This is a genomic window from Pseudomonas sp. FW305-7, from assembly GCF_058786735.1.
On the sequence record NZ_JBYSZA010000012.1, the window covers coordinates 111,863 to 138,769 of the forward strand.

23 protein-coding genes and 1 riboswitch are annotated in these 26,907 nt (G+C 60.1%); of the genes, 12 read left to right on the forward strand and 11 right to left on the reverse strand.

The annotated features are described in order from the left end of the window. Positions 1-116: 116 nt before the first annotated feature. Positions 117-1,523: an adenosylmethionine--8-amino-7-oxononanoate transaminase gene (locus AC3WMT_RS16385; RefSeq protein ID WP_103304282.1), complete on the reverse strand. Its 1,407-nt coding sequence runs from the start codon at positions 1,521-1,523 to the stop codon at positions 117-119. 223 nt (positions 1,524-1,746) lie between these two features. Between AC3WMT_RS16385 and AC3WMT_RS16390 the strand changes: the two genes are divergently transcribed. The 3 genes from AC3WMT_RS16390 to AC3WMT_RS16400 all read left to right on the forward strand — a co-directional run bounded on the left by AC3WMT_RS16390 (position 1,747) and on the right by AC3WMT_RS16400 (position 5,026). Further along, positions 1,747-3,516, forward strand: a complete 1,770-nt coding sequence (locus AC3WMT_RS16390; RefSeq protein ID WP_103304281.1) for a flavin monoamine oxidase family protein — start codon at positions 1,747-1,749, stop codon at positions 3,514-3,516. A 348-nt stretch (positions 3,517-3,864) separates the two neighbouring features. After that, on the forward strand, positions 3,865-4,416 hold the full coding sequence (locus AC3WMT_RS16395) for a cytochrome b (protein WP_103304280.1): 552 nt from the start codon (positions 3,865-3,867) through the stop codon (positions 4,414-4,416). Positions 4,417-4,447: 31 nt separating this feature from the next. Continuing rightward, positions 4,448-5,026 (forward strand): YceI family protein, encoded by a 579-nt coding sequence (locus AC3WMT_RS16400; protein ID WP_103304279.1) that lies wholly within the window; start codon positions 4,448-4,450, stop codon positions 5,024-5,026. Positions 5,027-5,287: 261 nt separating this feature from the next. Here the strand turns inward: AC3WMT_RS16400 and rhlE2 are convergent, their stop codons facing one another. The 4 genes from rhlE2 to ahcY all read right to left on the reverse strand — a co-directional run bounded on the left by rhlE2 (position 5,288) and on the right by ahcY (position 10,799). Continuing rightward, positions 5,288-7,171, reverse strand: a complete 1,884-nt coding sequence (rhlE2, locus tag AC3WMT_RS16405) for an RNA helicase RhlE2 (RefSeq protein ID WP_103304278.1) — start codon at positions 7,169-7,171, stop codon at positions 5,288-5,290. Positions 7,172-7,392: 221 nt separating this feature from the next. Then, positions 7,393-8,205: a substrate-binding periplasmic protein gene (locus AC3WMT_RS16410; RefSeq protein ID WP_103304277.1), complete on the reverse strand. Its 813-nt coding sequence runs from the start codon at positions 8,203-8,205 to the stop codon at positions 7,393-7,395. Between the two features lie 147 nt (positions 8,206-8,352). Beyond that, complete coding sequence (gene metF / locus AC3WMT_RS16415) at positions 8,353-9,198, reverse strand: methylenetetrahydrofolate reductase [NAD(P)H] (protein WP_003229047.1); 846 nt, start codon at positions 9,196-9,198, stop codon at positions 8,353-8,355. A gap of 191 nt (positions 9,199-9,389) precedes the next feature. Beyond that, positions 9,390-10,799: an adenosylhomocysteinase gene (gene ahcY / locus AC3WMT_RS16420; RefSeq protein WP_064388105.1), complete on the reverse strand. Its 1,410-nt coding sequence runs from the start codon at positions 10,797-10,799 to the stop codon at positions 9,390-9,392. 23 nt (positions 10,800-10,822) lie between these two features. After that, positions 10,823-10,921: riboswitch (S-adenosyl-L-homocysteine riboswitch) on the reverse strand. Positions 10,922-11,118: 197 nt separating this feature from the next. Between ahcY and AC3WMT_RS16425 the strand changes: the two genes are divergently transcribed. Together AC3WMT_RS16425 and AC3WMT_RS16430 are read left to right on the forward strand one after the other, a co-directional pair. Next, entirely contained in the window at positions 11,119-11,526 is a 408-nt protein-coding gene (locus AC3WMT_RS16425) for an acyl-CoA thioesterase (protein ID WP_095137509.1), read from the forward strand. Between the two features lie 175 nt (positions 11,527-11,701). Then, complete coding sequence (locus AC3WMT_RS16430) at positions 11,702-12,607, forward strand: formate/nitrite transporter family protein (protein ID WP_103304276.1); 906 nt, start codon at positions 11,702-11,704, stop codon at positions 12,605-12,607. Here the strand turns inward: AC3WMT_RS16430 and AC3WMT_RS16435 are convergent, their stop codons facing one another. Further along, complete coding sequence (locus tag AC3WMT_RS16435; RefSeq protein WP_103304275.1) at positions 12,608-13,873, reverse strand: cation:proton antiporter; 1,266 nt, start codon at positions 13,871-13,873, stop codon at positions 12,608-12,610. A 157-nt stretch (positions 13,874-14,030) separates the two neighbouring features. On the opposite strand from AC3WMT_RS16435, the gene AC3WMT_RS16440 reads away from it, so the two are divergent. Both AC3WMT_RS16440 and AC3WMT_RS16445 read left to right on the forward strand, forming a co-directional pair. After that, a complete protein-coding gene (locus AC3WMT_RS16440; RefSeq protein ID WP_103304274.1) occupies positions 14,031-14,864 on the forward strand; it encodes an EamA family transporter in 834 nt (277 codons plus the stop codon). 39 nt (positions 14,865-14,903) lie between these two features. Continuing rightward, the gene (locus AC3WMT_RS16445) at positions 14,904-15,287 is read left to right on the forward strand and encodes an MAPEG family protein (RefSeq protein WP_103304273.1); all 384 of its coding nucleotides are present in this window, start codon (positions 14,904-14,906) and stop codon (positions 15,285-15,287) included. 146 nt (positions 15,288-15,433) lie between these two features. Here the strand turns inward: AC3WMT_RS16445 and mltA are convergent, their stop codons facing one another. Then, on the reverse strand, positions 15,434-16,612 hold the full coding sequence (mltA, locus tag AC3WMT_RS16450; protein WP_103304272.1) for a murein transglycosylase A: 1,179 nt from the start codon (positions 16,610-16,612) through the stop codon (positions 15,434-15,436). Between the two features lie 128 nt (positions 16,613-16,740). Here mltA and AC3WMT_RS16455 point away from each other — a divergent pair, with 128 nt between their 5' ends. Next, the gene (locus tag AC3WMT_RS16455; protein WP_103304271.1) at positions 16,741-17,190 is read left to right on the forward strand and encodes a c-type cytochrome; all 450 of its coding nucleotides are present in this window, start codon (positions 16,741-16,743) and stop codon (positions 17,188-17,190) included. A gap of 167 nt (positions 17,191-17,357) precedes the next feature. Here the strand turns inward: AC3WMT_RS16455 and AC3WMT_RS16460 are convergent, their stop codons facing one another. The 4 genes from AC3WMT_RS16460 to AC3WMT_RS16475 form a co-directional block, all read right to left on the reverse strand. Continuing rightward, entirely contained in the window at positions 17,358-17,753 is a 396-nt protein-coding gene (locus AC3WMT_RS16460; protein ID WP_103304270.1) for a DUF1090 domain-containing protein, read from the reverse strand. A gap of 97 nt (positions 17,754-17,850) precedes the next feature. After that, the gene (gene ligB, locus AC3WMT_RS16465; RefSeq protein WP_103304269.1) at positions 17,851-19,527 is read right to left on the reverse strand and encodes an NAD-dependent DNA ligase LigB; all 1,677 of its coding nucleotides are present in this window, start codon (positions 19,525-19,527) and stop codon (positions 17,851-17,853) included. 237 nt (positions 19,528-19,764) lie between these two features. After that, complete coding sequence (gene metK / locus AC3WMT_RS16470; protein WP_003229025.1) at positions 19,765-20,955, reverse strand: methionine adenosyltransferase; 1,191 nt, start codon at positions 20,953-20,955, stop codon at positions 19,765-19,767. Between the two features lie 18 nt (positions 20,956-20,973). Beyond that, positions 20,974-21,969, reverse strand: coding sequence for an ArsR/SmtB family transcription factor (locus tag AC3WMT_RS16475; RefSeq protein ID WP_103304268.1), 996 nt, complete (start codon positions 21,967-21,969; stop codon positions 20,974-20,976). Positions 21,970-22,227: 258 nt separating this feature from the next. Here AC3WMT_RS16475 and tkt point away from each other — a divergent pair, with 258 nt between their 5' ends. From tkt to AC3WMT_RS16495, 4 genes are all read left to right on the forward strand, one after another. After that, positions 22,228-24,225 (forward strand): transketolase, encoded by a 1,998-nt coding sequence (gene tkt, locus AC3WMT_RS16480; RefSeq protein ID WP_103304267.1) that lies wholly within the window; start codon positions 22,228-22,230, stop codon positions 24,223-24,225. A 179-nt stretch (positions 24,226-24,404) separates the two neighbouring features. After that, positions 24,405-25,457, forward strand: coding sequence for an erythrose-4-phosphate dehydrogenase (epd, locus tag AC3WMT_RS16485; protein ID WP_034153619.1), 1,053 nt, complete (start codon positions 24,405-24,407; stop codon positions 25,455-25,457). A gap of 12 nt (positions 25,458-25,469) precedes the next feature. Continuing rightward, complete coding sequence (locus AC3WMT_RS16490; RefSeq protein WP_103304266.1) at positions 25,470-26,633, forward strand: phosphoglycerate kinase; 1,164 nt, start codon at positions 25,470-25,472, stop codon at positions 26,631-26,633. A 34-nt stretch (positions 26,634-26,667) separates the two neighbouring features. Beyond that, the gene (locus AC3WMT_RS16495) at positions 26,668-26,889 is read left to right on the forward strand and encodes a hypothetical protein (protein WP_007913756.1); all 222 of its coding nucleotides are present in this window, start codon (positions 26,668-26,670) and stop codon (positions 26,887-26,889) included. Positions 26,890-26,907: the final 18 nt, after the last annotated feature.

Here is a 26,907-nt window from a genome sequence, read left to right on the forward strand (position 1 = left end):
ATCGTTCCCACGCTCTGCGTGGGAATGCCTCATTGGACGCTCTGCGTCCGCTTTTGGGACGCGGAGCGTCCCGGGCTGCATTCCCACGCAGAGCGTGGGAATGAGTACGGTCGTGCTTAGCCGGGGTCACGAAACCCTGGATGGAAATCCTTCGGCACCGCCACGCTGACACTGTCACGCGTAGCGATGTCGATGCCTTCGCTGGCGACTTCGGCGAGGAAGTCGATCTGTTCCGGGGTGATCACGTACGGCGGCAGGAAATACACCACGCTGCCCAGCGGCCGCAGCAACGCGCCACGCTCCAGCGCATGCTGGAACACCTTCAAGCCACGGCGCTCCTGCCAAGGGTAGGCCTCTTTCGTGGCTTTATCCTTGACCATCTCGATGGCCAGCACCATGCCGGTCTGACGCACTTCGGACACGTTCGGGTGATCGACCAGATGCGCCGTCGCCGAGGCCATGCGCTGAGCCAGTGCCTTGTTGTTCTCGATCACATTGTCCTGCTCGAAGATATCCAGCGTCGCCAACGCCGCCGCGCACGCCAGCGGATTGCCGGTGTAGCTGTGCGAATGGAGGAAGGCGCGCAGTGTCGGATAGTCGTCGTAGAACGCGCTGTAAACCTCGTCGGTGGTCAGGCACGCCGCCAGCGGCAGGTAACCACCGGTCAGGGCCTTGGACAGGCAGAGGAAGTCCGGACGGATGCCGGCCTGCTCGCAGGCAAACATCGTCCCGGTACGGCCGAAGCCGACGGCGATTTCGTCGAGGATCAAATGCACGCCGTAGCGGTCGCAGGCCTCGCGCAGCAGTTTCAGATACACGGGGTGATACATGCGCATGCCGCCGGCGCCTTGAATCAGCGGTTCGACGATCACTGCCGCAACACTGTCATGATGCTCGGCCAGGGTTTGCTCCATGGCCGCGAACATATTGCGCGAGTGCTCTTCCCAGCTCATGCCTTCAGGGCGCCCGTAGCAATCCGGGCTCGGCACCTTGATGGTGTCCATCAGCAGCGCTTTATAGGTCTCGGTGAACAGCGGCACGTCGCCGACCGCCATCGCCGCCATGGTTTCGCCGTGGTAGCTGTTGGTCAGAGTGACAAAGCGCTTCTTGGCCGGCTGGCCGCGATTGAGCCAGTAGTGAAAGCTCATTTTCAGCGCGACTTCGATGCAGGACGACCCGTTATCGGCGTAGAACACCCGGTTCAGGCCCTCGGGCGTCATCTTCACCAGACGCTCGGACAACTCGATCACCGGTTGATGGCTGAAGCCAGCCAGAATCACGTGTTCCAGTTGATCGACCTGATCCTTGATGCGCTGGTTGATGCGCGGGTTGGCGTGGCCGAACACATTGACCCACCACGAGCTGACCGCGTCGAGGTAGCGCTTGCCTTCGAAGTCTTCGAGCCAGACGCCTTCACCGCGCTTGATCGGGATCAGCGGCAGCTGTTCGTGGTCTTTCATCTGGGTGCAGGGATGCCACAGCACCGCGAGATCGCGTTGCATCCACTGGTTATTCAGGCCCATTTACAGTCTCCTCGAGGCGGCTCGCGTCTGGCGCGGGCAAACAATCGCGCAAGCCTATGCAATGCATCGCGTCGGGACAACCCATTGTGTCGATTGAGCTACTTTGTATGGGCCGATAGACGTCGCTGGCGGCGTTTTGATGGCTGACGTATTCTTCGCGGTTCTTCGGGTCGTCTGACCCGCAAAACTGCTTTTTCCTACGTGTTTTTCCGGAGTTCGCTGAATGTCTGTCGGTTGGCTGCGCGCCTGTGCGCTGGTGATGTTGGGGCTGTTCAGCGTTACGGCGCTGGCCAAGGATAAAACCGCAATCGTGATCGGCGGCGGCCTGTCGGGCCTGACCGCCGCTTACGAACTGCAAAACAAAGGCTGGCAGGTCACGCTGCTGGAAGCCAAGCCAAGTCTGGGCGGTCGCTCGGGCATGGCCACCAGCGAGTGGATCGGCAACGACAAGACCCAGCCGGTGCTGAACAAGTACGTTTCGACTTTCAAGCTGGGCACCACGCCAGCGCCGGAATTCGTGCGGACGCCGGGTTATCTGATCGACGGCGAGTATTTCTCTGCTGCTGATCTGGCGACCAAGCAACCGGCCACCGCCGATGCCTTGAAGCGCTATCAGAAAACCCTCGACGATCTGGCGCGTTCGATTGATGACCCGCAAAACCCGGCGGCGACCAACACTCTGCACGCACTGGATCAGATCAACGTGTCGAGCTGGCTCGACAAGCAGAACCTGCCGGCCACGGCGCGTCAGTTGATCAACCAGGACATCCGCACTCACTACGACGAGCCTTCGCGCCTGTCGCTGCTGTATTTCGCTCAGCAGAACCGCGTCTATCGCGGCATCTCCGACCGTGACCTGCGCGCTTCGCGTCTGGTCGGCGGCAGCCAGGTGCTGGCACAGGCGTTCGTCAAACAGATCAAGACCATCAAGACCAACTCGCCGGTCTCGGCCATCACTCAGGACAAGGACGGCGTGACCGTCAAAGTCGGCAGTGTTGGCTACCAGGCTGACTACGTGGTGCTGGCCGTGCCACTGCGCGCGCTGAACAAGATTGCGCTGACCCCGGCGCTGGACGCTCAGCACCTGGCCGCGATCAAGGGCACCAACTACGGCTGGCGCGACCAGATCATGCTGAAGTTCAAGACTCCGGTGTGGGAAAGCAAGGCGCGCATGTCCGGCGAGATTTACAGCAACGCCGGTCTGGGCATGCTCTGGATCGAGCCAGCGCTGAAGGGTGGCGCCAACGTGGTGATCAACCTCTCTGGCGACAACGCCCGTGTGATGCAGGCGTTTGGCGACAAGCAGATGGTCGATCAGGTGCTGATCCGTCTGCACGCGTTTTATCCACAGGCCCGTGGCTCGTTCACCGGTTATGAAATCCGTCGCTACAGCACCGACCCGTCGATGGGCGGCGCCTACCTGGCTTACGGCCCGGGCCAGATCAGCAAGTTCTGGCGTATCTGGGAGCGTCCGCTGCAACGCGTAGCGTTCGCCGGCGAACACACCGACACCTTGTACCCGGGCACACTGGAAGGCGCGCTGCGCACCGGTCAGCGTGCGGCCAGTCAGGTCGAAGATCTGGCAGCTGGCAAATCGTTTGAACCGGCGAAAGTGGTGCCGGCCGCAGCAGCGGCAGGCGCGGCGGGTGCCGTGGCAGCGAAGAAGGGCAACTTCTTCAGCAATCTGTTTGGTGGTTCGGATGACGAGAAGAAGCCTGAGCCTGTGAAAGCGCCAGAGCCGGCTCCAGCTCCGGTTGCTCCAGCGCCTGCGCCGACCCCGGCACCTGCGCCAGCTCCGGTGGAGGCACCGAAGCCTGCCGCTCCGGTGAAAGCCGAGCCTGCGAAGAAAGCGGCGGCCAAGCCAGCGGCGAAGAAGCCTGCGGCTAAAACCGAAGTGAAAAAGCCTGCGGCGAAACCGGCAGCGAAGAAGGCTGAACCGGCGAAGAAGCCAGCAGCCAAGCCTGCTGCAGCGACTGAGACCAAGGTGCAGTAAGGCCTTGTGGTGAATGAAGAAGCGCGGCACTTATGCCGCGCTTTTTTTTGCCTGTAACGGCCTCATCGCGGGCAAGCCAGCTCCCACAGGTTTCTGAGGTGAACGCAGAATTTGTGACCGCCACCGACCACTGTGGGAGCGGGCTTGCCCGCGATGAGGCCTGTTCAAACAGCACATCTTCAGGATCTTCCACCTAGCATCCCTCCGCACTTTTCCTTTTAATCCTTCCTTAATTCACCACTTCCAGACTCTTGATCGTATTTCTCGATATTTCAAAGCAAAATTTTCCGCTTTAATTCGATAGATAACTCGCTAGTCTTGGTTCGCAGTTCTCACAGGATTTGGGCAATGCAGCTACGTAACTCTTCTTCGCGCTATGGTTGGGTCAGCATCTTCATGCACTGGGGCGTGGCGCTGGTGGTCTTCGGGCTGTTCGCGTTGGGTCTGTGGATGGTCGGGCTGGATTACTACAGTACCTGGCGCAAAGACGCGCCGGATCTGCACAAGAGCATCGGTCTGGTGCTGCTCGGTGTGATGGTCTTGCGGGTGGTGTGGCGCTTTATCAGCCCACCGCCGCCGACGCTGCAAAGCTACAGCCGCATGACCCGCATCGGCGCCAAGTTCGGCCACGGGTTTCTGTACTTCGCGTTGTTCGCTGTGATGATTGCCGGTTACCTGATCTCCACCGCAGACGGTGTCGGGATTCCGGTGTTTGGCCTGTTTGAAGTTCCTGCACTGGTCTCCGGGCTACCGGATCAGGCAGATACCGCTGGGGTGATTCATCTCTGGCTGGCGTGGGCGCTGGTAATTTTTTCCGGTCTCCATGCGTTGGCAGCATTGAAGCACCACTTTATCGATCGTGATGCGACCCTGACGCGAATGCTCGGTCGCAAAGCCTGAAGTTCAACCTCGACTCAAAGGAAAAGAAAGCATGTTGAAAAAGACTCTGGCCGCTCTGGCAATCGGTTCTGCACTGCTCTCGGCTGGTCAGGCCATGGCTGCGGATTACAAAATCGACAAGGAAGGCCAGCACGCCTTCGTTGACTGGAAAATCAGCCACCTGGGTTACAGCTTCATTCACGGTACGTTCAAAGACTTCGACGGTACTTTCTCGTGGGATTCGGCCAAGCCTGAAGCCAGCAAGATTGCCGTTGACGTGAAAACCGCCAGCCTGTGGTCGAACCATGCCGAGCGTGACAAGCACATCGCCAGCAAAGACTTCCTCGACGTGGGCAAATTCGCTGACGCCAAGTTCGTTTCCACCGCCGTCAAGTCGACCGGTGACAAGACCGCTGACGTGACCGGTGACCTGACCCTGCACGGTGTGACCAAGCCTGTGACCTTCAAGGCCACGTTCAACGGCGAAGGCAAGGATCCATGGGGCGGCGAACGTGCTGGCTTTAACGCCAAGACCACGCTTAACCTGAACGATTTCGGGATCAAGGGCCCAGGTCCTTCCTCGCAAACCGCGGACCTGGACATCTCGCTGGAAGGTGTGAAAGTTAAATAACTTTCCCCGGCCACATAAAAACGCCCCCGATCGAAAGACCGGGGGCGTTTTTTATTGCCTGCGACACATACACACATCCCCTGTGGGAGCGAGCCTGCTCGCGAAGGCGGCGGGTCAGTCAGCAATGATGTTGGCTGAATGACCGCTTTCGCGAGCAGGCTCGCTCCCACAGGGGAGATGCGGTGATTCAGGGGTATTTGTGGCGCCATAAAAAATGCCCCGACTCTTTCGAGGCGGGGCATTTTTCATTGCGGCGTCGACTCAGCGATTGCGGGTCAGCAAGGCTGGTTTTTCGCCACGCGGACGGCTTGGCAGTTGATCGAGCTGCTCAGGTGTCGGGAAGCGATCAGCCTTCGACTCCTTGTGCATGATCTTCGGGCCGGTGCTGCGCGGGTTCTGCACTGCCGGTTCGCTGCGTGGCTGATCGTCACGGGCCGGACGACGGTTGCGCGAGGACGAGGCGGAGTCGTCGCGACGACCCGACTGACCGTCACGCGGCGCACCATTGCGTGGGCCGCTGCGTTTGCCCGGCGGGGTGCCGGTGCTCGAACCATTGCTGTTGCGCGGACCGTTCTGGCGACCTTGCGGCTGACCGCCGCGTGGTGCGCCGGCACCAGCGCCTGCGCCTTGAGCCGGTGCGCCTGGACGACGGCCACGGCCGCCGGCAGGGGCAGGCTTGGGCACGTAGTCAACGCGGTTGCCGAAGTTATCGATATCGTCGTCGAGGAACTCGTCCGGTGCACGATCAGCTGCTGCGCGTGGCGGTTGGCTCGGACGCTGTTCGCGGGCCGGAGTACCTTCGCGTGGCTTCTGCTGACGGGCAGGGCGTTCGCCGCGTTCGCCGGCAGGTTTCTCTTTGCCCTTGTCCTTGCCTTTGTCTTTACGACCGCCGCCACCGCCGCCGCCATTCGGGCCGTCGCCGCGAGGACCACGGGAATTGCGCGGGTTGCGCACGTCGGGACGTTCGCGCACTTCAGGCTTCTCGGCCTCGATGGTGCTGGAGTCGAAGCCCATCAGATCGCCGTCGGCAATCTTCTGTTTGGTCATGCGTTCGATGCTTTTCAGCAGTTTCTCTTCGTCCGGTGCGACCAGCGAAATCGCCTCGCCCGAACGACCGGCGCGGCCAGTACGGCCGATACGGTGTACGTAATCTTCATCGACGTTTGGCAGCTCGAAGTTGACCACGTGTGGCAACTGATCGATGTCCAGACCGCGAGCAGCGATGTCGGTGGCGACCAGAATGCGCACTTCGCCAGCCTTGAAGTCGGCCAGGGCTTTGGTGCGAGCGTTCTGGCTCTTGTTACCGTGGATCGCCACAGCCGGCAGGCCGTGTTTGTCCAGGTACTCGGCCAGGCGGTTGGCGCCGTGCTTGGTGCGGGTGAACACCAGCACCTGTTCCCAGGCGCCTGCGGTGATCAGGTGCGCCAGCAGCGCACGCTTGTGGCTGGCCGGCAGACGGAATACGCGCTGTTCGATGCGCTCGACCGTGGTGTTCGGCGGCGTCACTTCGATGCGTTCCGGGTTATGCAGCAGCTTGCCGGCAAGATCGGTGATGTCTTTGGAGAACGTTGCCGAGAACAGCAGGTTCTGACGCTTGGCCGGCAAACGTGCGAGGACTTTCTTCACGTCGTGGACGAAGCCCATGTCGAGCATGCGGTCAGCTTCGTCGAGGACGAGGATTTCAACGTGGGACAGGTCAACGCTGCCTTGGCCGCAGAGGTCGAGCAAACGACCCGGGCAGGCGACGAGAACGTCGACGCCACGGGACATGGCCTGAACCTGTGGGTTCATGCCGACGCCGCCGAAGATGCAGGCGCTGACGAATTTCAGGTCACGGGCGTAGATCTTGAAGCTCTCGTGTACCTGGGCCGCGAGTTCGCGGGTCGGGGTCAGGACCAGGACGCGCGGTTGGCGCGGGCCATGACGCTGGGATTTGTCCGGGTGACCGTTGGGGAACAACCGCTCCAGGATCGGAAGGGCGAAACCGCCGGTTTTACCGGTACCTGTCTGAGCCGCAACCATCAGGTCGCGACCTTGCAACACGGCGGGAATAGCCCGCTGTTGCACCGGAGTAGGCTCGGTATAGCCCGCATCTTCGATGGCGCGGACTAAAGCCTCGGAGAGACCGAGGGAAGCAAAGGACATGAGTAATCCTGTTTTAGTTAGGGCTTGGCCCAATGGGAGTCTTGCCTGGCGCGAATCACGTTTAAGAGGACGCAATCCCGTCCGGTCCTGCTGCGGTTCCGAAGGCACGTCAGGAGCGCTCGCGCGGGCTGAAAGCTGCGCTGTAGCGGGTCGAGAGGCCTGTTACGGTTCCGGGCGTCCGGGCGTGAGCCTGGCGGGAACGCCGGAGTATAACAGAGCATTCATTGCGCGCTGCTTTCCTGCTGCTCAACGGTTTTACTGTTGGCCGAGGCATTGCCCAGCGGTGCGGCAACGTTGGGCGCCGCGCCATAGCGTGCGCTCAGCTCGGCGTACGCTGGTTCGCGCTTGAATCGCTTGAGCTCGGCACCGAAACGCTGCACCAGCAAATCCATCCCGGCATTGCGCCGAACCGCAAGAAACTGGCTCTGACGGCTAAGGACTGTGGGGTTTTCGCTGATCTGATCGCGAATATTCAACTGATCGAGCAAATGCTGGCCGACGCGGCGGTCGGTGATCAGCAGGTCAATGCGTCCACGCAGCAGTTTGCCGAAATTGGCTTCGTGGGTCGGTGCCGGTTCGCGGGTAAACAGTGTCGATTCGCTGAAGTCGGGGCTGTACAGATAACCCGGTGAGGTGCCGATGGTCAGGCCTTTGAGTTCTTCGAGGTTGCTGAAGGGGTGCGGTCGATCGTTGGCGTAGAACATTACGAACTCGACATCCGACAGCGGTTCGCTGGGGTAGAGCAGGGTGGCATCGCGCTCGTCACTGTGGAAGATATCCAGTGCGCCGTCGGCCTGACCGGTTTCCAGCATCGACAGGCAGCGTTTCCACGGCAGGAATTGCCATTCGACTTCAATGCCCAGGCGCTTGAACACGATGGCGGTGGTTTCGTAGTCGAGCCCGAGGTTCTTGCCGTTCTCCTCGTAGACATAAGGCGCCCACGGTTCGGTGACAATGCGCAGCTTCTCGCCCCGAGCGGCAAAGCTCAGGCAAGCAAAAACCAGCACGGTGAATAACTGCGCGATCAAAGGCATGGCTTGAGATTACGACGAGAAACGTGAAAGAGCCAGAAAGTGGCCGCACAAGCTCTAATTCGCGGATTCAAACGCAAAAAATCGCAGCAACGACAACCCTTGGAGGAGCTGCCGAAGGCTGCGATCTCTTGATCCTGCTTCTAACGCTTAACGCGGTAACTTCAGGTTATTCCAGATCGCCAGGCTAGGCTCAGCCTGGTTCATGGAATAGAAATGCAGTCCCGGCGCGCCACCTTGCAGCAGGCGCTCGCACATCTCGCTGACAACTTGCTCACCAAAGCGCTGAATGCTTTGGCTGTCATCGCCGTAGGCTTCCAGTTGCTTGCGGATCCAGCGCGGAATTTCCGCACCGCAGGCATCGGAGAAGCGCGCGAGTTTGCTGTAGTTGGTGATCGGCATGATTCCCGGTACTACCGGAATATCCACACCCAGCGCCTGCAAACGGTCGACGAAGTAGAAGTAGCTGTCGGCGTTGAAGAAATACTGGGTGATCGCGCTGTCGGCGCCAGCGCGGGCCTTGCGCACGAAGTTGGCAAGATCGTCTTCGTAATTGCGCGCTTGCGGATGCATCTCCGGGTAAGCGGCCACTTCGATGTGGAAGTGATCGCCGGTTTCTTCACGAATGAATTCAACCAGTTCATTGGCGTGACGCAGCTCACCGCTGGTCATGCCCATGCCGGACGGCAGGTCGCCACGCAGGGCAACGATGCGCTTGATGCCGGCAGCCTTGTACTCGTTCAGCAGGCCGCGCAGGTCGTCCTTGCTGTCGCCGACGCACGACAGGTGCGGTGCGGCCGGTACTTTGACTTCGCTTTCCAGTTGCAGAACGGTGTTGAGGGTGCGATCACGGGTCGAACCACCAGCGCCATAGGTGCAGGAGAAGAAATCGGGATTGTACGTTGCCAACTGACGGGCAACGTTGAGCAGCTTTTCATGCCCAGCATCGGTCTTGGTCGGGAAGAACTCGAAGCTGTAGCGACGGTCTTGGGACATGGAGGGAGCCTCCAGCTACAAGCTGCAAGCTTCAAGCTGCAAGAGCAGCGGAGGTGCGCCGGTCTCTTGTGCCTGAAGCTTGCGGCCTGACACTGTTTTGAAATAGGGGCGGAGCCTCAGGCTTCGCACGGCAAGTTCGGCTTTTGACCTCGCTTGCCGCTTGAAGCTAGACGCTCGCAGCTGCTCTTGTCTTAGTAGCGGTAAGCGTGCGGCTTGAACGGGCCTTCGACGGTGACGCCGATGTAGTCAGCCTGTTGCTTGGTCAGTTGAGTGACCACGCCGCCGAAGCCGCGAACCATTTCCAGGGCCACTTCTTCGTCGAGTTTCTTCGGCAGTACTTCAACGGTCAGACGCTCGGCTTTCTGGGCTGGCGACAGGTCGGCGTACTTCTGGCCGAACAGGAAGATCTGCGCCAGAACCTGGTTGGCGAACGAACCGTCCATGATGCGGCTCGGGTGACCAGTGGCGTTGCCCAGGTTCACCAGACGGCCTTCGGCCAGCAGGATCAGGTAGTCGTCGTTCTGCGCATCGAAAGCGCCCGGGCCGGTACGGTGGATCTTGTGTACCTGTGGCTTCACTTCTTCCCATGCCCAGTTCTTGCGCATGAAAGCGGTGTCGATTTCGTTGTCGAAGTGACCGATGTTGCAGACAACGGCGCGCTTCTTCAGGGCTTTGAGCATGTTCGCGTCGCAAACATTGACGTTACCGGTGGTGGTCACGATCAGGTCGATCTTGCCCAGCAGCGCTTTGTCGATGCTTGCTTCGGAACCGTCGTTGATACCGTCGATGAACGGCGAAACCAGTTCGAAACCGTCCATGCACGCTTGCATGGCGCAGATCGGGTCAACTTCGGAAACCTTGACGATCATGCCTTCCTGACGCAGGGACTGCGCGGAGCCCTTGCCCACGTCACCGTAACCGATGACCAGCGCTTGCTTGCCGGACAGCAGGTGGTCGGTACCACGCTTGATCGCGTCGTTCAGGCTGTGACGGCAGCCGTACTTGTTGTCGTTCTTGGACTTGGTCACCGAGTCGTTGACGTTGATGGCCGGGATTTTCAGCTCGCCCTTGGCCAGCATGTCCAGCAGACGGTGTACGCCGGTGGTGGTTTCTTCGGTCACGCCGTGAACGCGATCCAGAACCTGTGGGTACTTGTCGTGCAGCAGCTGAGTCAGGTCGCCGCCGTCGTCGAGGATCATGTTGGCGTCCCATGGCTGGCCATCCTTCAGGATGGTCTGCTCCAGGCACCACTCGTACTCTTCTTCGGTTTCACCTTTCCAGGCGAAAACCGGGATACCGGCAGCGGCGATAGCGGCAGCAGCCTGATCCTGAGTGGAGAAAATGTTGCACGACGACCAGCGCACTTCGGCACCCAGGGCAACCAGGGTTTCGATCAGCACGGCAGTCTGAATGGTCATGTGGATGCAGCCGAGGATCTTGGCGCCTTTCAACGGCTGTTCGCCGGAGTACTTGCGACGCAGACCCATCAGAGCCGGCATTTCCGATTCGGCGATGATGGTTTCGCGACGGCCCCAGGCCGCCAGGGACATGTCGGCAACTTTGTAATCGTTAAAATCTGCAGGCGTGATAACAGCGCTCATGAAGAGCCTCCATTCGTAATGTATGCGAATGGGCGCCGTTGTGCGTTTAGTGTCCGGCCAAGGCCAGTCAACGCCCCATCCGAGCCTGACAGGTTGAACCTGCTGCAGCGCCCCTCGGACAGGTGGCGGGAAAACGGTATCAATTGAAGATGACCGTTTTGAAACGGGGGCGATTATAGCCGTCTAGACTGATCTTCCAAAGGGTTTCTGTCGGCCAAATGAAGATCGCTAATAGCGACCATAGTAGAAGGCTCATGGAGCATGACCGATCAGTCTGCCAAGATGGCGCCCATCTTTCGGCAAACGCTCAGGAGTGAACATGAATTTCCACACCCGCAAATGGGTAAAACCCGAAGACCTGAACCCTAACGGCACCTTGTTCGGCGGCAGCCTGCTGCGCTGGATCGACGAAGAGGCGGCGATCTATGCCATCGTGCAGTTGGGCAATCAGCGCGTGGTGACCAAGTACATCTCCGAAATCAACTTCGTCAGCGCTTCGCGCCAGGGCGACATCATCGAACTGGGCATCACCGCCACCGAATTCGGCCGCACCTCGATCACCCTGACCTGCGAAGTGCGCAACAAGATCACCCGCAAGAGCATCCTTACGGTCGAGAAAATGGTCTTCGTGAACTTAGGCGAGGACGGCCTGCCGGCACCGCACGGGCGGACCGAGATCAAGTACGTCAAAGACCAGTTCAAGGAAGATGAGCTGGTCAGCAACTGACATCGGCGGCGCTCCGATCGCGGGCAAGCCACGCTCCCACAGGTTCAGCGCAATCCCCTGTGGGAGCGGGCTTGCCCGCGATGGCGGTTTTGAAGTCAGCACATATTTGTCTGACCACTGAACAGCTGTGAATGGCGCGGGTCGTAGCTGAAAGCCCCCCACTGGTTCCCCCGCCATGAGCACCCCGACAGACGGCAAGACCCCCAACCTCTCGACCGATGAAAAACATGAAGTCGAGAAAAGCCAGCCGCCCCGCGCGGCGGTTCTGCACGAGATCATCCGCACCCAAGGCGACCAGGAACTGGAGCGCAGTATTGCCGCACTGTGGTGGTCAGCGCTGGCCGCAGGGCTGACCATGGGCCTGTCGCTGATGGGCATGGGCCTGCTCAACTCGCGCCTGCCCGAAGGTGACGAGTTCAAGGTGATCGCCAGTTTTGGTTACTGCGCGGGTTTCCTCGCGGTGATCCTCGCGCGCCAGCAACTGTTCACCGAGAACACTCTTACCGCCGTACTGCCGGTGATGACCAAACCGACCCTGCGCAATTTCGGCCGGTTGATTCGATTGTGGGGCGTGGTGCTGTTCGGCAACCTGTGCGGCACCATTCTGGTGGCGTACGTGATGCTTGAACTGCCGATCTTCGACACCAGGACCGACCAGGCCTTCCTTGAAATCGGCCGCAAGGTCATGGAAAACCACGCCAGCCAGATGTTCGCCAAGGGCATCGTCTCCGGCTGGATGATCGCCACCATGGTCTGGATGATCCCGTCCATGGAAAGCGCCAAGATGTGGATCATCATCCTCATCACTTACCTGATGGCGTTGGGCGACTTCACCCACATCGTGGTCGGTTCGGCGGAAGTGTCGTATCTGGTGTTTGCCGGCGAACTGCCGTGGAGTGATTTCTGGATGGTGTTCGCCGGGCCGACGCTGGCGGGGAATATCATCGGCGGCAGTTTCATCTTCGCCCTGATCAGCCATGCGCAGATTCGCAGCGAAAGCGGCGTGCCGAAAGAGACAGGCAAGGCGAAACAGTCTGCGGATCAGGCCGAAAAACCTGACCCGCAGCAGATCAGAAAATGATCAGTGGTGTGCGGGCTCGGCCACAGTGGCTGGCTCGTCACGGGTGGCGTGTTTGACCAGTTTGCCAATGGTCAGACCCTGCAACAGGATCGACGACAGCACCACGATATAGGTGATGCTCAGCAGTAGATCACGCTCCGGACCCAGTGGCAGCGCCAGCGCCAACGCCACCGAGACACCGCCGCGCAAACCGCCCCAAGTCAGGATGCGGATGGTGCCGCGCGGCACCGTGCGCCAACGACGCAGCAGGACGATGGCCGGGGCCACGGTGAGCAGGCGCGACAGCAGAATCGCCAGCGCCAGCAAACTGGCTGCCGCCACGTGCGCCCAGTTGAACGGCAGCAGCAACAGCTCCATACCGATCAGCGCGAACAGCAGTGCGTTGAGCATGTCATCGAGCAGCTCCCAGAAGCCGTCGAGGTATTTGCGGGTCATGTCGTTCATCGCCAGGTTGCGACCGAGGTTGCCGATGATCAGACCGGCGACCACCATCGCAATCGGCGCCGAGACGTGCAGTTCGGACGCCATCGCCGAACCGCCGATCACCAGTGCGAGGGTCAGCATCACTTCGATCTGGTGCTGCTCGATGCTCTTGATCATCAGGTACACCAGATAACCGATCAGCCCACCGAACAGCACGCCGCCAATCGCCTCATGTGCGAACAGCATGGCGGTGGCGCTGATGGTCGGGGTTTCGCCGAGCTGGGCGATGCCCAGCAACACGGTGAACACCACAACCGCAGTGCCGTCGTTGAACAGCGATTCGCCGACGATGGTGGTTTTCAGCGGTTTCGAGGCGTTGGCGGTCCGCAGTACGCCGAGCACGGCGATCGGGTCGGTCGGCGAAATCAGCGCACCGAACAGCAGGCAGTAGAGGAAACTCACATGCCAGCCAAACAAGGCAAAAATGTAATAGGCGAGACTGCCGATCACGGCGGTCGCGATCAATACACCGAACGTTGCCAGCAGGCCGATGGGCCAGCGGTAGCTGCGCAAGTCGTTCAGGTTGACGTGCAGGGCGCCGGCGAACAGCAGGAACGACAGCATCCAGTTCATCAGCAGGTCGCCGAAGTCGATCTGGCCGATCAGTTGCTGCACACGTTCTTCGAGGCCTGGGTAGCCGAGCAGGCTCAGGCCTTGCAGCAACAGAGAGAACATCAGTGCGGTGACCATCACGCCGATGGTCGGCGGCAGGCCGATAAAGCGGAAATTGACGAAGGTCAGGAGGGTGGTCAAACAGATAAAAGCGGCGACAAGTTCAAGCATCCGGGGTCCTTTGGATGAGGGGTGGAAAGACAGCGCACCGATTCTTCGATGCAGGGGTTGGATGGGCTGATTCGGGGCGGAGACACAATGATGTCCCCTCGGTTGGTCAGCCGCAGACATTGGTGTAGGGTCAACCGCAAAAAACAAGGAGTAGAACATGCTGGCGACAGCTCTGGTGTTGGTGGCGGCGCTGTTGCATGCGGCGTGGAATACCCTGATCAAATTCAGCGCCGAACGGCTACTGGTGGTGGCGTGCATGGACACGGTGGCGCTGTTGTTCGTGACGCTGGCGTTGCCCTTCATCAGCCTGCCGCCGCAGGACATCTGGCCGTGGATACTGGCTTCGGCGGCGTTCGAACTGCTGTATCGCTATCTGCTGATCCAGGCCTATCGGGTCGGCGACCTCGGTCTGGTCTATCCGCTGATGCGCGGTTTGTCACCGCTGGTGGTACTGGCGTTGACCCTGATTTTTGCCGGCGAAGTGCTGACCACCCAGCAGATCTTCGGGATCATGCTGATTCCCTTTGGCATGGCCTGCCTGCTCTGGCAGGGCGGTGGCGGCAAGCATCTGCCGTGGTCAATGTTGCCGGTGGTTGCGTTGATCGGACTGTGCATCGGTTGCTACACCTACATCGACGGTCAGGCGTTGCGGCGCTGGTCGCACCCGCTGGATTATCTGGTCTGGGTCACGCTGCTCAGTGCCTGGCCGTTCCCATTGCTGGCGTGGGTGGCCAAACGCCCGGCGTTCATGCAGTTCTGGCGTGAACAATGGAAGCTGGGGCTGACCGTCGGATTCTGCGTGTTGTTCAGCTACGCTCTGGTGCTGTGGGCGATGCAGTTGGGCTCGATTGCAGAAGCGGCGGCATTGCGCGAGATCAGCGTGATTCTGGTGGTGCTGTTTGGTATGCGCTATCTCAAAGAACCTTTCGGCCGGCCACGGCTCTTAGCCTGTGGGCTGGTGCTGATCGGCATGCTGGTGATGAAGTTCTGACCGCTCGCGAATTCTATGACTCGAAAAAAGGACGGCGTTATGACGGTGGCTCTGTGGTGTGTGTTGATCGCGATTTTTCTGCCGTATATCTGCACTGGCGTGGCGAAAGCCGTGGGTGGCTACCGGCTGAGTGACAACCACGATCCGCGCGATTTTCTGGAAAGCCTTAACGGTGTGGCTCGTCGGGCGCATGCGGCGCAATTGAACAGCTTTGAAGTGATGCCGGCGTTTGCCGCTGCGGTCATCGTCGCGCATCTGGTGGGGACTGCTGAGCTGGTGACGGTCAATGTGCTGGCGGTGCTGTTTATCACCAGTCGCCTGCTGTACATCATTTGCTATCTGGCTGACTGGGCGATCTTGCGGTCGCTGGTGTGGTTTGTGGGGATGGGGTTGATTGCTTCGTTCTTCTTTGTGTCTGTTTGATTACCGGTGTTGCTGATGGCCTCATCGCGGGCAAGCCCGCTCCCACAGGTATCAGTGGTGAACAGAAATTCTGTGTACACCAAGGAACCTTGTGGGAGCGGGCTTGCCCGCGATGGCTTTCTAACAGCCACCGATGATCTGAAGAGTTATTTCTTCTCCGTATCGGCCACCTGCGGCACTTGCGGCAGCGCCGCACCTTTTGGCCAGAGCATCCAGATCTGCCCCTGCTGTTTCATGTCCCCGGCCAATTGCCCGGCTGCGTCGCCGGTGCCCCAGAACAGATCCGCACGAACCTCGCCGGCAATTGCGCCGCCGGTGTCTTGCGCCGCCACCGGGCGCACCAGCGCCGTGCCGTCGGGGCGGGTAGTCGACAGCCACAACAAACTGCCCAGCGGAATAACCTTGCGGTCCACCGCCGCGCTGTAACCGGCAGTCAGCGGCACGTTCAGCGAGCCGCGCGGGCCTTCGTTGCTGTCCGGGTTGCGGGTGAAGAACACGTAGCTCGGGTTGCTGCCGAGGAGTTCAGGGATGCGCGCCGGATTGGCTTTGGCCCATTTGCTGATCGCACTCATGGTGACGTCTTCTTTCTTCAGCTCGCCTTGCTCGACCAGCCAGCGGCCGATCGGCCGATATGGGTGGCCGTTCTGGTCGGCGTAGGCAATGCGCAGCTGCTTGCCGTCCTGCGTCTGAATGCGCCCGGAACCCTGGATCTGCAGAAATTGCAGGTTCATCGGATCGGTCAGGTAGGCAACTACCGGCGCTTTCACGCCTTTGGACTCGATGGTCGCTGCATCGTCGTAGGGTTTGAGCACGCGACCTTCGAGTCGACCGCGCAAGCGCTTGCCCTTCAATTCGGGATAAATGCTGTCCAGCGAGACGATGATCATGTCTTCGGGGACGCCATACACCGGCACGTTGGCCACGTCGGTGGGCGTCAGGCTGCCGGGGTAGACGGGTTCGTAGTAGCCGGTGATCAAGCCGTTGGGGTTGTCGTTTTCAGCGCGCAGGCCAAACACGTCGAGGTTCTGCTTGAGGAACGCACGAATCTCGCCGGCACTTTGTGGCACGTTAGCGGCTGCCGCACAGGTCGTGCCCCAGACCGGGTCGGCCTTGAGTCGAGTGCATGCACTGCGCCACGAGCCGAAGCCAGCGACCAGATCACTGTCGGATACGGCAGGCAGTGCTTCCCAGGTTGCGCTGGAATAAGTGGCCAGCGCATGGGTTTTCGGCTTGTCGCTGTCGCCCCCGGTGCAGCCGGCGAGAATCGCCAGCAGGGGTAGAGTCGCGATCAGTGGATGACGCCAGGCCTTGAAACGGCTGTTCATGGAGTGATTCCTGTGCCGGTTGCCCGAGTGCTCCATGCGCTCGAACAACCCGTATTTTTAATAGGGCTATTGGTGTTTGGCGGTGACGCGGGGATACTGGCCGCCGATTTCCGTGACCTGAAGCCACCATGACTCTTAAAAGAATTGCTGTTGTATTGCTGGCCTGTCTGACCTTGTCCGCCTGTGGCGGTGTCGATCCGAACTCTCCGCTGGGGCAACGCAAGGCGATCTTCAAGCAGATGCTCAAGACCGGTGAAGATCTGGGTGGCATGTTGCGTGGACGTATTCCGTTCGACGGGCCGAAGTTTGCTGAAGGTGCGGTAAAGCTTGATGCGTTGTCTCATGAGCCGTGGAAGCATTTCCCGCAGGTGCGCGAAGAAGATCACACCAGCGCCAAGGACGATGTCTGGCAGAAACAGGCGCAGTTTCAGGAAATGGCTCGCACCCTTGAAGCTGCCACCGGTGAATTGGTGATCGCCAGCAAGGTCCAGCCGTACAAGGCCAGCAACCTCGGGCCTGCGGTGCAGAAAGTTGAAGATGCCTGCAGCGCTTGCCATAAGCAATTTCGGGATCATTGATCTTCAAGACTGCTGAGTAACCCTGTGGCGAGGGGATTTATCCCCGATCGGCGGCGTAGCCGTCGCAAATCCATTCAACCAGGTATGCCTGTTACAGCTGAGTTGAATGGACTTGGGGCCGCTTCGCAGCCCATCGGGGATAAATCCCCTCGCCACAGGGGCATCAATTACTTATCGATTTCGTCCAGCGCTTCCTGCAGTTCCTTGCGCGATTCGGCGAGCTTGTCTTTGCGTTTGTTGATCTTCTCGGGATCGCCTTTCTTCATGGCTTTGTCGAGGTCAGCCTGGCGTTTGCTCACTTCGTGCTTGGCTTCAAGCACCTTGTTTTCGCGTTCTTTCTTCAAGCCTGCATCAGTGCAATGTTCGGTCACTTCGCGCAGCGCAGTTTCCAGGCCCGCCTGCTGATCGGCATTGCCACGGGATTTGGCCTGCTCGATCTGGTTCATGATGCCCTGCTTCTTGGCAGCGCAACCGGTGAGGCCCGGAGCATCTTCGGCAGCCATCACGGGCGCGGCCATTACGCCACAAAGAGTGAGCAGGGCGAGCGGTGTGAGAAATTTCATAAAAGCTCCATGTGCAAAGGCAATCAGGTCGGTCGGGCACTGCGCTGTTGGAGCGCTTCGGCGGCCGTTGGGTTCCCGGCGCACCGGGATTGCATGTTCAGAAGCCGTCGATACCGGCGGCGCGTAAGGTTTGACTCAATGCCAGCACCTGCGGGTCGCGGAAAAATGCGCTCAATTGCGCCGCGCGACCGGGGCCGATGCCGGCTTCTGCCTGCCATTGTTCGGTGTCACGTTGTGCCAGTGCCTGCCACGAATCAGCCAGCCTTGCCTCACCTGTTGGCGGCAAGCCCAGTGCCTTGAGCCACTGTGCGAATGGTCGTTGGCGGGCGCTGTGAAAACTGTAGATCAGGCGCTCACTGCTGCGGTCGCCGAAGCCGGCAATGTTAGCAAGCTCTGGCGCGTCGAGGGTCAACCAATCCAGCAGGTTGTTCACGCGGCGTGTTTCGAGAAGTTTCTCCCAGGTGCCGCGACCGACATGTTGCATCGCCAGTCCGTGTTTGCCACTGAGCCAGGTCAGACGGGCGAGAAACTGGCTTTCGCAGCCGGGTGTGGGTTGCCAGCAGCTCAAAGCATGGAAGTCGCTGGCGCTGGGGATATTGATGTCCGCCCGTTCAGTGGTGCGCAACACAACGCTGTCGAGGCGCGGAATCGTCAGCCCTGCCAGGCTGATTGCCACCTGGTCACCGGGCCGGATATCCAGCTCTTCCCAACGCTTCAGCGAACCGGTGCTGACCCGTTTGATCTGTCGGTCATCCAGCATGACCGGTGTCAGTTCCAGAACCGGGGTGATGCGCCCGGTGCGTCCCACTTTGAAATTGACTTTGCGCACGTCGGCCAGCGCTTGGGCGAACGGGTACTTCCAGGCGATGGCCCAATAGGGTGCACGAGCCTGCCAGCGTTCGGCGGGTGGGCGCTGGCTCTGGCGCAAAACCACACCATCGCTGGCGAACGGCAAAGGTGAGCGATACCAGTGGTCACGCCATTTTTGTGCATCGGCGAACTCGCTGACAGGGTGGCTGTAAAGTTCGTTGGCGGGAAAACCCAGTGTCGCCAATGTCGATAATCTTTCAGGCAATTGCGCAGGCCCTTGCGGCCAGTCCCAGACAAACAGTCCGATGTCGGCGGCGTGTTCGTCATTCAGGGATTTGCGTCCCATCAACCCGGCCACCGTGGCACGGGCGTTGACGCTGCCGGAACGGGCCTGCACATGCTCGTTCAGGCGCCAATACAGTTCACCTTGCACCAGCAAATCCACAGGTTGCGTCAGTTGTTGCGGAATCGCTTTGATCTTGCGCGCCGATGCCGTCCAGTCGTGTCCGTTGACCCCGTCGCCGCGACTGATTGCTTGCTGCAAAAAGCCCTCGCGATAAACCAGTGTCACTGCAACACCGTCGACTTTGGGTTGTACCCAGACATCCTTGCGATCACGCAGCCAGGCTTGCACGGCTTCGGCTTTATGAAGCTTGTCCAGGCCGGTATGGGCGATGGGGTGCACGACTGAGCCTGAGGCCATGCGCAAGGGCTCGGTCACCGCTGCCAGTTTGAAACACTGCTGTAACTGGCCCAGACGCAGGCGCGACTGGTCATAGATTTCGTCGGCAACCAGCGAGTGGCCCTGGCGGTGATAGGCATCGTCCCATTGGTCGATCTGGTTTTGCAGGGCGGTGATTTCGGTTTTTGCCTGAGTAGCTGGCCATTTCGGGCAATCGGCGTGGGCATTGAGAGCCGTACAGGCGACGAGGAAAACAAACAGCAGGCGAAGCGTGGCAAGCATCGTGAGCGTCCTTGCTCAGGGGGAATGCTTGAAGGTTAGAAGACGAAATGGAACTCGGTAGGCGGGGTGTTTTGCGGGGTGTGTCCGGTCAAGGTGTGATGTCGATCCGGCTGGCCTCTTCGCGGGCAAGCCCGCTCCCACAGGGTTATTCGTTTGGGTTCAGGAATCGCATTTCAGGCATGAAAAAGCCCCGCACGGCGCGAACCGTGCGGGGCTTTTTGTACAGCCGGGGAAGTCTTACAGACCAGCAGCAGAACGCAGAGCGTCGGCGCGGTCGGTTTTTTCCCAGGTGAAGGTGGTGAAGGTGTCTTCGCCAACAGTCTTGGTCTGTGGAGCGCGACCGAAGTGACCGTACGCTGCAGTTTCCTGGTACATCGGGTGCAGCAGATCCAGCATGGTGGTGATTGCGTATGGACGCAGGTCGAACACTTCGCGAACCAGTTTGATGATCTTGTCATCGCTGATCTTGCCGGTGCCGAAGGTGTTCAGCGAGATCGAAGTAGGCTGGGCCACACCAATCGCGTAGGAAACCTGAATCTCGCAGCGCTCGGCCAGGCCGGCAGCGACGATGTTCTTGGCAACATAACGGCCAGCGTAGGCTGCCGAACGGTCAACCTTCGATGGATCTTTACCGGAGAACGCGCCACCGCCGTGACGGGCCATGCCGCCGTAGCTGTCGACGATGATCTTGCGACCGGTCAGACCGCAGTCACCTACCGGGCCGCCAATGATGAACTGGCCGGTCGGGTTGATGTGGAACTGAGTGTCTTTGCTCAGCAGTTCGGCAGGCAGCACGTGCTTGACGATCAGTTCCATCACGCCTTCGCGCAGGTCTTTGTACGACACTTCAGGGTTGTGCTGGGTCGACAGAACAACTGCGTCGATACCAACCACCTTGCCGCCTTCGTAACGGCAAGTCACTTGCGACTTGGCGTCTGGACGCAGCCATGGCAGCAGACCCGATTTACGGGCTTCGGCCTGACGCTGCACCAGCTGGTGCGAGAAGGTGATCGGGGCTGGCATCAGCACGTCGGTTTCGTTGCTGGCGTAGCCGAACATCAGGCCCTGGTCGCCGGCGCCCTGATCTTCAGGCTTGGCGCGGTCAACACCCTGGTTGATGTCGGGGGACTGCTTGCCGATGATGTTCATCACGCCGCAAGTCGCGCCGTCGAAGCCGACTTCGGAGCTGGTGTAGCCGATGTCGCAGATCACGTCACGAACGATCTGCTCCAGGTCGACCCAGGCGCTGGTGGTCACTTCACCGGCAACGATGGCCACGCCGGTCTTGACCAGGGTTTCCACGGCAACGCGTGCGTGCTTGTCCTGGGCAATAATGGCGTCCAGCACCGCATCGGAAATCTGGTCGGCGATTTTGTCCGGATGTCCTTCAGACACGGACTCGGAGGTGAAGAGGGAGTATTCGCTCATCTCGATGTTTTCCTGAATTTACCGATGGTGAGTGTCGCCAGCCGGTCGCTGAAAATGGCGGACCTGGATCTGGAAACCATTACGTAAGCCTACATAGAGGCTTTCCCCGGGAACGAGTCCCGCAGCGGTGGCCCAACGGGCCAAATCGTCCTGTTCAAACCCCAACCACAGATCACCGCAGGCCTCCCTGGCCCAACTCTGGTTGTGGCTACATAACTCTGTCACGAGCAGACTACCGCCCGGTTGCAGCAGGCCGGCCATGTGCTTGAGCGCTTCGGCCGGTGCGGCGAAATGGTGCAGCACCATATTCAGTACAACGCAATCGGCTTGAAGGCTGGTGCCGTTCAATGCATCGGCCAATTGCAGGCTGACGTTAGCCAGTTGTTCGCGTTCACATACCTGACGTGCCAGTTCGAGCATCGCCGGGCTGTTGTCCAGCGCGGTTACGGTGCCGAAGCGGCGTGCCAGTTCCGGCAGAAAAGCACCATCGCCGGGGCCGACTTCAATGGCCGTGGCAGCGCCATTGAAATTCAGTTTGTCGAGCAGGGCCAGCACACTTTCACGATACTGCGGCAGGCCGGCAATCAGGTCTTGCTGGGCGCGAAATTTCTCCGCGACCCGGGCGAAAAAGTCTTGGCTGGCGGCGGCTCGCTGGGCGTGAACCTGAGCGATTCGCGCCTGGACGTCGTCCGGGAGCGCCAGATTGTCGACTTCTTCTAACAGTGCAGCGTGCAGCTTGCCACCCAGCAGTTCGGTGTGGGGCAGGGCGCGGCGATAGAAAATCGCGTTGCCTTCGCGGCGGGTCGCCACCAGATCGGCTTGCGCCAGGACTTTAAGGTGATGACTCATGCCGGACTGGCCAATGCCGAAAATCTGCGCCAGTTCCAATACACCAAACGAATCGTTGGCCAGCGCGCGCAGTACATTCAGCCGCAGCGGATCACCGCCGGCCTTGCACAGGGCCGCCAGCTCGTCGCAATCGTCATGGCGAATGGAAGGCACGCGTAAGTTCATGGGGCAGCAGTCTAGAGACGGGGGTAAATCACCGCAAGGCCAATATCAAAAAGTTTTGATATTGCTCGATAAATGGCACTTCTCACGAAACGGTTAACTCTACAAACGAACAGCGGAAAGGTTTCACCAACGGAAACCGCCGTTAACCATGGGAAAAACGCCCTCGGATGACTATCTGTCATTGCCCCGAGGCGCTCCGGTGAGGGAAAATGCCCTCCTTTTTTCCGTTTCAATCTATTCACACCCAGGAGATCAGCGATGCCTAGCCGTCGTGAGCGTGCCAACGCCATTCGTGCCCTCAGCATGGATGCCGTGCAAAAAGCCAACAGCGGCCATCCCGGTGCCCCTATGGGTATGGCAGATATCGCCGAAGTGCTTTGGCGCGACTACCTCAAGCACAACCCGAGCAATCCATCGTTCGCCGACCGTGACCGCTTTGTGCTGTCCAACGGCCACGGCTCGATGTTGATCTACTCGCTGCTGCACCTGACCGGTTACGACCTGTCGATCGACGACCTCAAACAATTCCGTCAACTGCACAGCCGTACCCCGGGTCACCCGGAATTCGGTTACACCCCGGGCGTCGAGACCACCACTGGCCCTCTGGGTCAGGGTCTGGCCAACGCCGTGGGCTTCGCTCTGGCTGAAAAAGTGCTGGGCGCGCAGTTCAACCGTCCTGGCCACAATATCGTTGACCACCACACCTACGTGTTCCTGGGTGATGGCTGCATGATGGAAGGCATTTCCCACGAAGTCGCTTCCCTAGCCGGTACTCTGGGCCTGGGCAAGCTGATTGCTTTCTACGATGACAACGGCATCTCCATCGACGGCGAAGTCGAAGGCTGGTTCACCGATGACACGCCGAAGCGTTTCGAGTCCTACAACTGGCAGGTCATCCGCAACGTCGACGGTCACGATCCGGAAGAGATCAAGACCGCCATCGAGACCGCGCGCAAGAGCCCGCTGCCGACCCTGATCTGCTGCAAGACCACCATCGGTTTCGGTTCGCCGAACAAGCAGGGCAAAGAAGATTGCCACGGCGCCCCGCTGGGCGACGCGGAAATCGCTCTGACTCGCAAAGCGTTGAACTGGAACTACGGCCCGTTCGAAATCCCGGCGGACATCTATGCCGAATGGGATGCCAAAGAAGCTGGCCGTGCTGTTGAAGCCGAGTGGGATCAGCGTTTCGCTGCTTACTCCGCCGCGTTCCCGACCGAAGCCAACGAACTGGTGCGTCGTCTGAGCGGCGAGCTGCCGGCCGACTTCTCCGAAAAAGCCTCGGCCTACATCGCTGAAGTGGCTGCCAAAGGCGAAACCATCGCCAGCCGTAAAGCCAGCCAGAACACCCTGAACGCGTTCGGCCCGCTGCTGCCGGAACTGCTCGGCGGTTCGGCTGACCTGGCCGGTTCCAACCTGACCCTGTGGAAAGGTTGCAAAGGCGTCAGCGCTGAAGATGCCAGCGGCAACTACATGTACTACGGCGTGCGCGAATTCGGCATGACCGCGATCATGAACGGCGTCACTCTGCACGGCGGCCTGGTGCCTTACGGCGCGACCTTCCTGATGTTCATGGAATACGCCCGCAACGCCGTGCGCATGTCCGCGCTGATGAAGAAGCAAGTGATCCACGTCTACACCCACGACTCCATCGGTCTGGGCGAAGACGGCCCGACGCACCAGCCGATCGAGCAACTGACCAGCCTGCGTACCACACCGAACCTCGACACCTGGCGTCCAGCCGATGCCGTTGAATCGGCCGTGGCCTGGAAAAACGCTCTGGAGCGCAAGGACGGCCCATCGGCGCTGATCTTCTCGCGTCAGAACCTGCAGCACCAAGAGCGCGATGCCGGTCAGATCGCCGACATCAGCCGCGGTGGCTACGTGCTGAAGGACTGCGCAGGCGAGCCTGAGCTGATCCTGATCTCGACCGGTTCTGAAGTGGGCCTGGCTGTTCAGGCGTACGACAAACTGACCGAGCAGGGCCGTAAGGTGCGCGTGGTTTCCATGCCTTGCACCAGCGTGTTCGATGCTCAGGACGCGGGCTACAAGCAAGCCGTGCTGCCGTTGCAGGTCAGCGCGCGTATCGCGATCGAAGCGGCTCACGCCGACTTCTGGTTCAAGTACGTGGGTCTGGAAGGTCGCGTGATCGGCATGACCACTTACGGCGAATCGGCTCCGGCTTCGGCACTGTTCGAAGAGTTCGGCTTCACCCTGGAAAACATCCTGGGTCAGGCTGAAGAGCTGCTGGAAGACTAAGCACAGCGCGGTGATCTAGCGGTCACCGCAATTCCCTGTGGGAGCTGGCTTGCCAGCGATAGCGTCCGTTCAGTCGGCATTTATGTTGAAGCGGATGACCCCATCGCTGGCAAGCCAGCTCCCACAAGGAATGTGTCGCAAACAAGCATTGTGTCTGCCCGCGTTTTATCGAGAACCCCATGCCTCAACCGCGTCCTTACAAAGTTGCACTCAACGGCTACGGCCGGATTGGTCGTTGCGTCTTGCGTGCGTTGTTTGAGCGAGGCGAGAAAGCCGGGTTTGAAATTGTCGCAATCAACGATCTGGCCGACATGGCCAGCATCGAATACCTGACACGCTTCGACTCCACTCACGGCCGCTTTCCCGGCGAAGTGCGAGTAGAAGGCGATTGTCTGCATATTAATGGCGACTGCGTGAAGGTCCTGCGCAGTGCCACCCCCGAAGGCATCGATTGGGCGTCCCTTGGCGTCGATCTGGTGCTTGAGTGTTCCGGTGCCTACAACACCCGTGAAGATGGCCAGCGCTTTCTCAACGCTGGCGCGCCACGCGTGTTGTTCTCGCAGCCGATGGCCAGCGAGGCGGATGTCGACGCCACCATCGTTTACGGCGTCAATCAGGATTGCCTGACTGGTGATGAGTTGCTGGTGTCCAACGCCTCCTGCACGACCAACTGCGGCGTGCCGCTGTTGCGTCTGCTCGACAAGGCGATTGGCCTCGATTACGTGTCGATCACCACGATTCACTCGGCGATGAACGATCAGCCGGTGATCGACGCCTATCACCACGAAGACCTGCGCCGCACGCGTTCGGCGTTCCAGTCGGTGATCCCGGTGTCCACTGGTCTGGCGCGCGGTATCGAGCGCCTGCTGCCGGAACTTGCCGGGCGAATTCAGGCCAAAGCCGTACGCGTGCCGACGGTCAACGTGTCTTGCCTCGACATCACGATGCAGACCGCCACCGCGACCGACGCCAATGAGGTCAACCGGATTCTGCGCGAGGCTGCCACCAGCGGCCCGCTCAAAGGCCTGTTGGCTTACACCGAGCTTCCCCACGCAAGCTGTGATTTCAACCATGACCCACATTCGGCCATCGTCGATGCCAGTCAGACCCGTGTTTCCGGCCCCAAACTGGTAAACATCCTGGCCTGGTTCGACAACGAATGGGGTTTTGCCAACCGAATGCTGGATGTTGCAGAACACTATCTGCAAACAGCAACTTCAAAAAAACCGTAGGAAGTGCGACCCATGACCGTGTTGAAGATGTCCGACCTCGATCTGCAAGGTAAGCGCGTATTGATCCGCGAAGACCTCAACGTCCCAGTCAAGGACGGTGTTGTCACCAGCGACGCGCGTATCCTGGCTTCGCTGCCGACCATCAAGCTGGCCCTGGAAAAAGGTGCGGCGGTGATGGTTTGCTCGCACCTGGGCCGTCCGACCGAGGGCGAGTTCTCCGCCGAGAACAGCCTCAAGCCAGTCGCCGACTACCTGAGCAAGGCTCTGGGCCGCGAAGTGCCGCTGGTGGCTGATTACCTGGGCGGTGTAGACGTCAAGGCCGGCGACATCGTGCTGTTCGAAAACGTGCGCTTCAACAAGGGCGAGAAAAAGAACGCTGACGAACTGGCCCAGCAATACGCGGCCCTGTGCGACGTGTTCGTGATGGACGCCTTCGGCACCGCCCACCGCGCCGAAGGTTCGACCCACGGCGTGGCCAAGTTCGCCAAAGTCGCCGCTGCCGGCCCTCTGTTGGCTGCCGAACTGGATGCGCTGGGCAAAGCCCTGGGCGCGCCGGCCAAGCCGATGGCTGCGATCGTTGCCGGCTCCAAGGTGTCGACCAAACTCGACGTGCTGAACAGCCTGAGCCAGATCTGCGATCAACTGATCGTCGGCGGTGGTATCGCCAACACTTTCCTCGCAGCGGCCGGTCACCCGGTGGGCAAATCGCTGTACGAGCCGGACCTGCTCGACACCGCGCGCGCCATCGCTGCCAAAGTCAGCGTGCCGCTGCCGGTTGACGTGGTGGTTGCCAAAGAATTCGCCGAAACCGCAGAAGCCACTGTCAAGCTGATCGCTGAAGTTGCCGCTGACGACATGATTCTGGACATCGGCCCGCAGACCGCTGCCAACTTCGCTGAACTGTTGAAATCGTCGAAAACCATTCTGTGGAACGGCCCGGTCGGCGTGTTCGAATTCGACCAGTTCGGCAACGGCACCAAAGTGCTGGCTCAGGCCATCGCTGAAAGCTCGGCGTTCTCCATTGCTGGCGGTGGCGACACCCTGGCCGCTATCAATAAATATGGCGTGGCTGAGCAAATCTCCTACATTTCCACCGGTGGCGGCGCGTTCCTCGAATTCGTCGAGGGCAAAGTGCTGCCAGCCGTAGAAGTCCTGGAAAGCCGGGCCAAGGCCTGAGGCCGCCCGATTGGCCAGGCAAAGGAGTGGTCACATGGTCAAGTCGTTAGCACTGTTGTTGCTGACCGGTACGCTGGCGGCCTGCGGGAGTAACCCGAAGGCCGAAGCGACGCCGGCACCCAGCGAGTCGCAGAAGGGCTGTTATCAGGCCGACTGGCAGGCCGAAACCAACCCGGTGCTGAACAAGCGCTCGGGGCCGGACGGCCTGGACAAATACGAGACGCAAACCCCGGCCAAGGAACATGGTTGTCCTTGACGGGTCTGACTCTTTAAC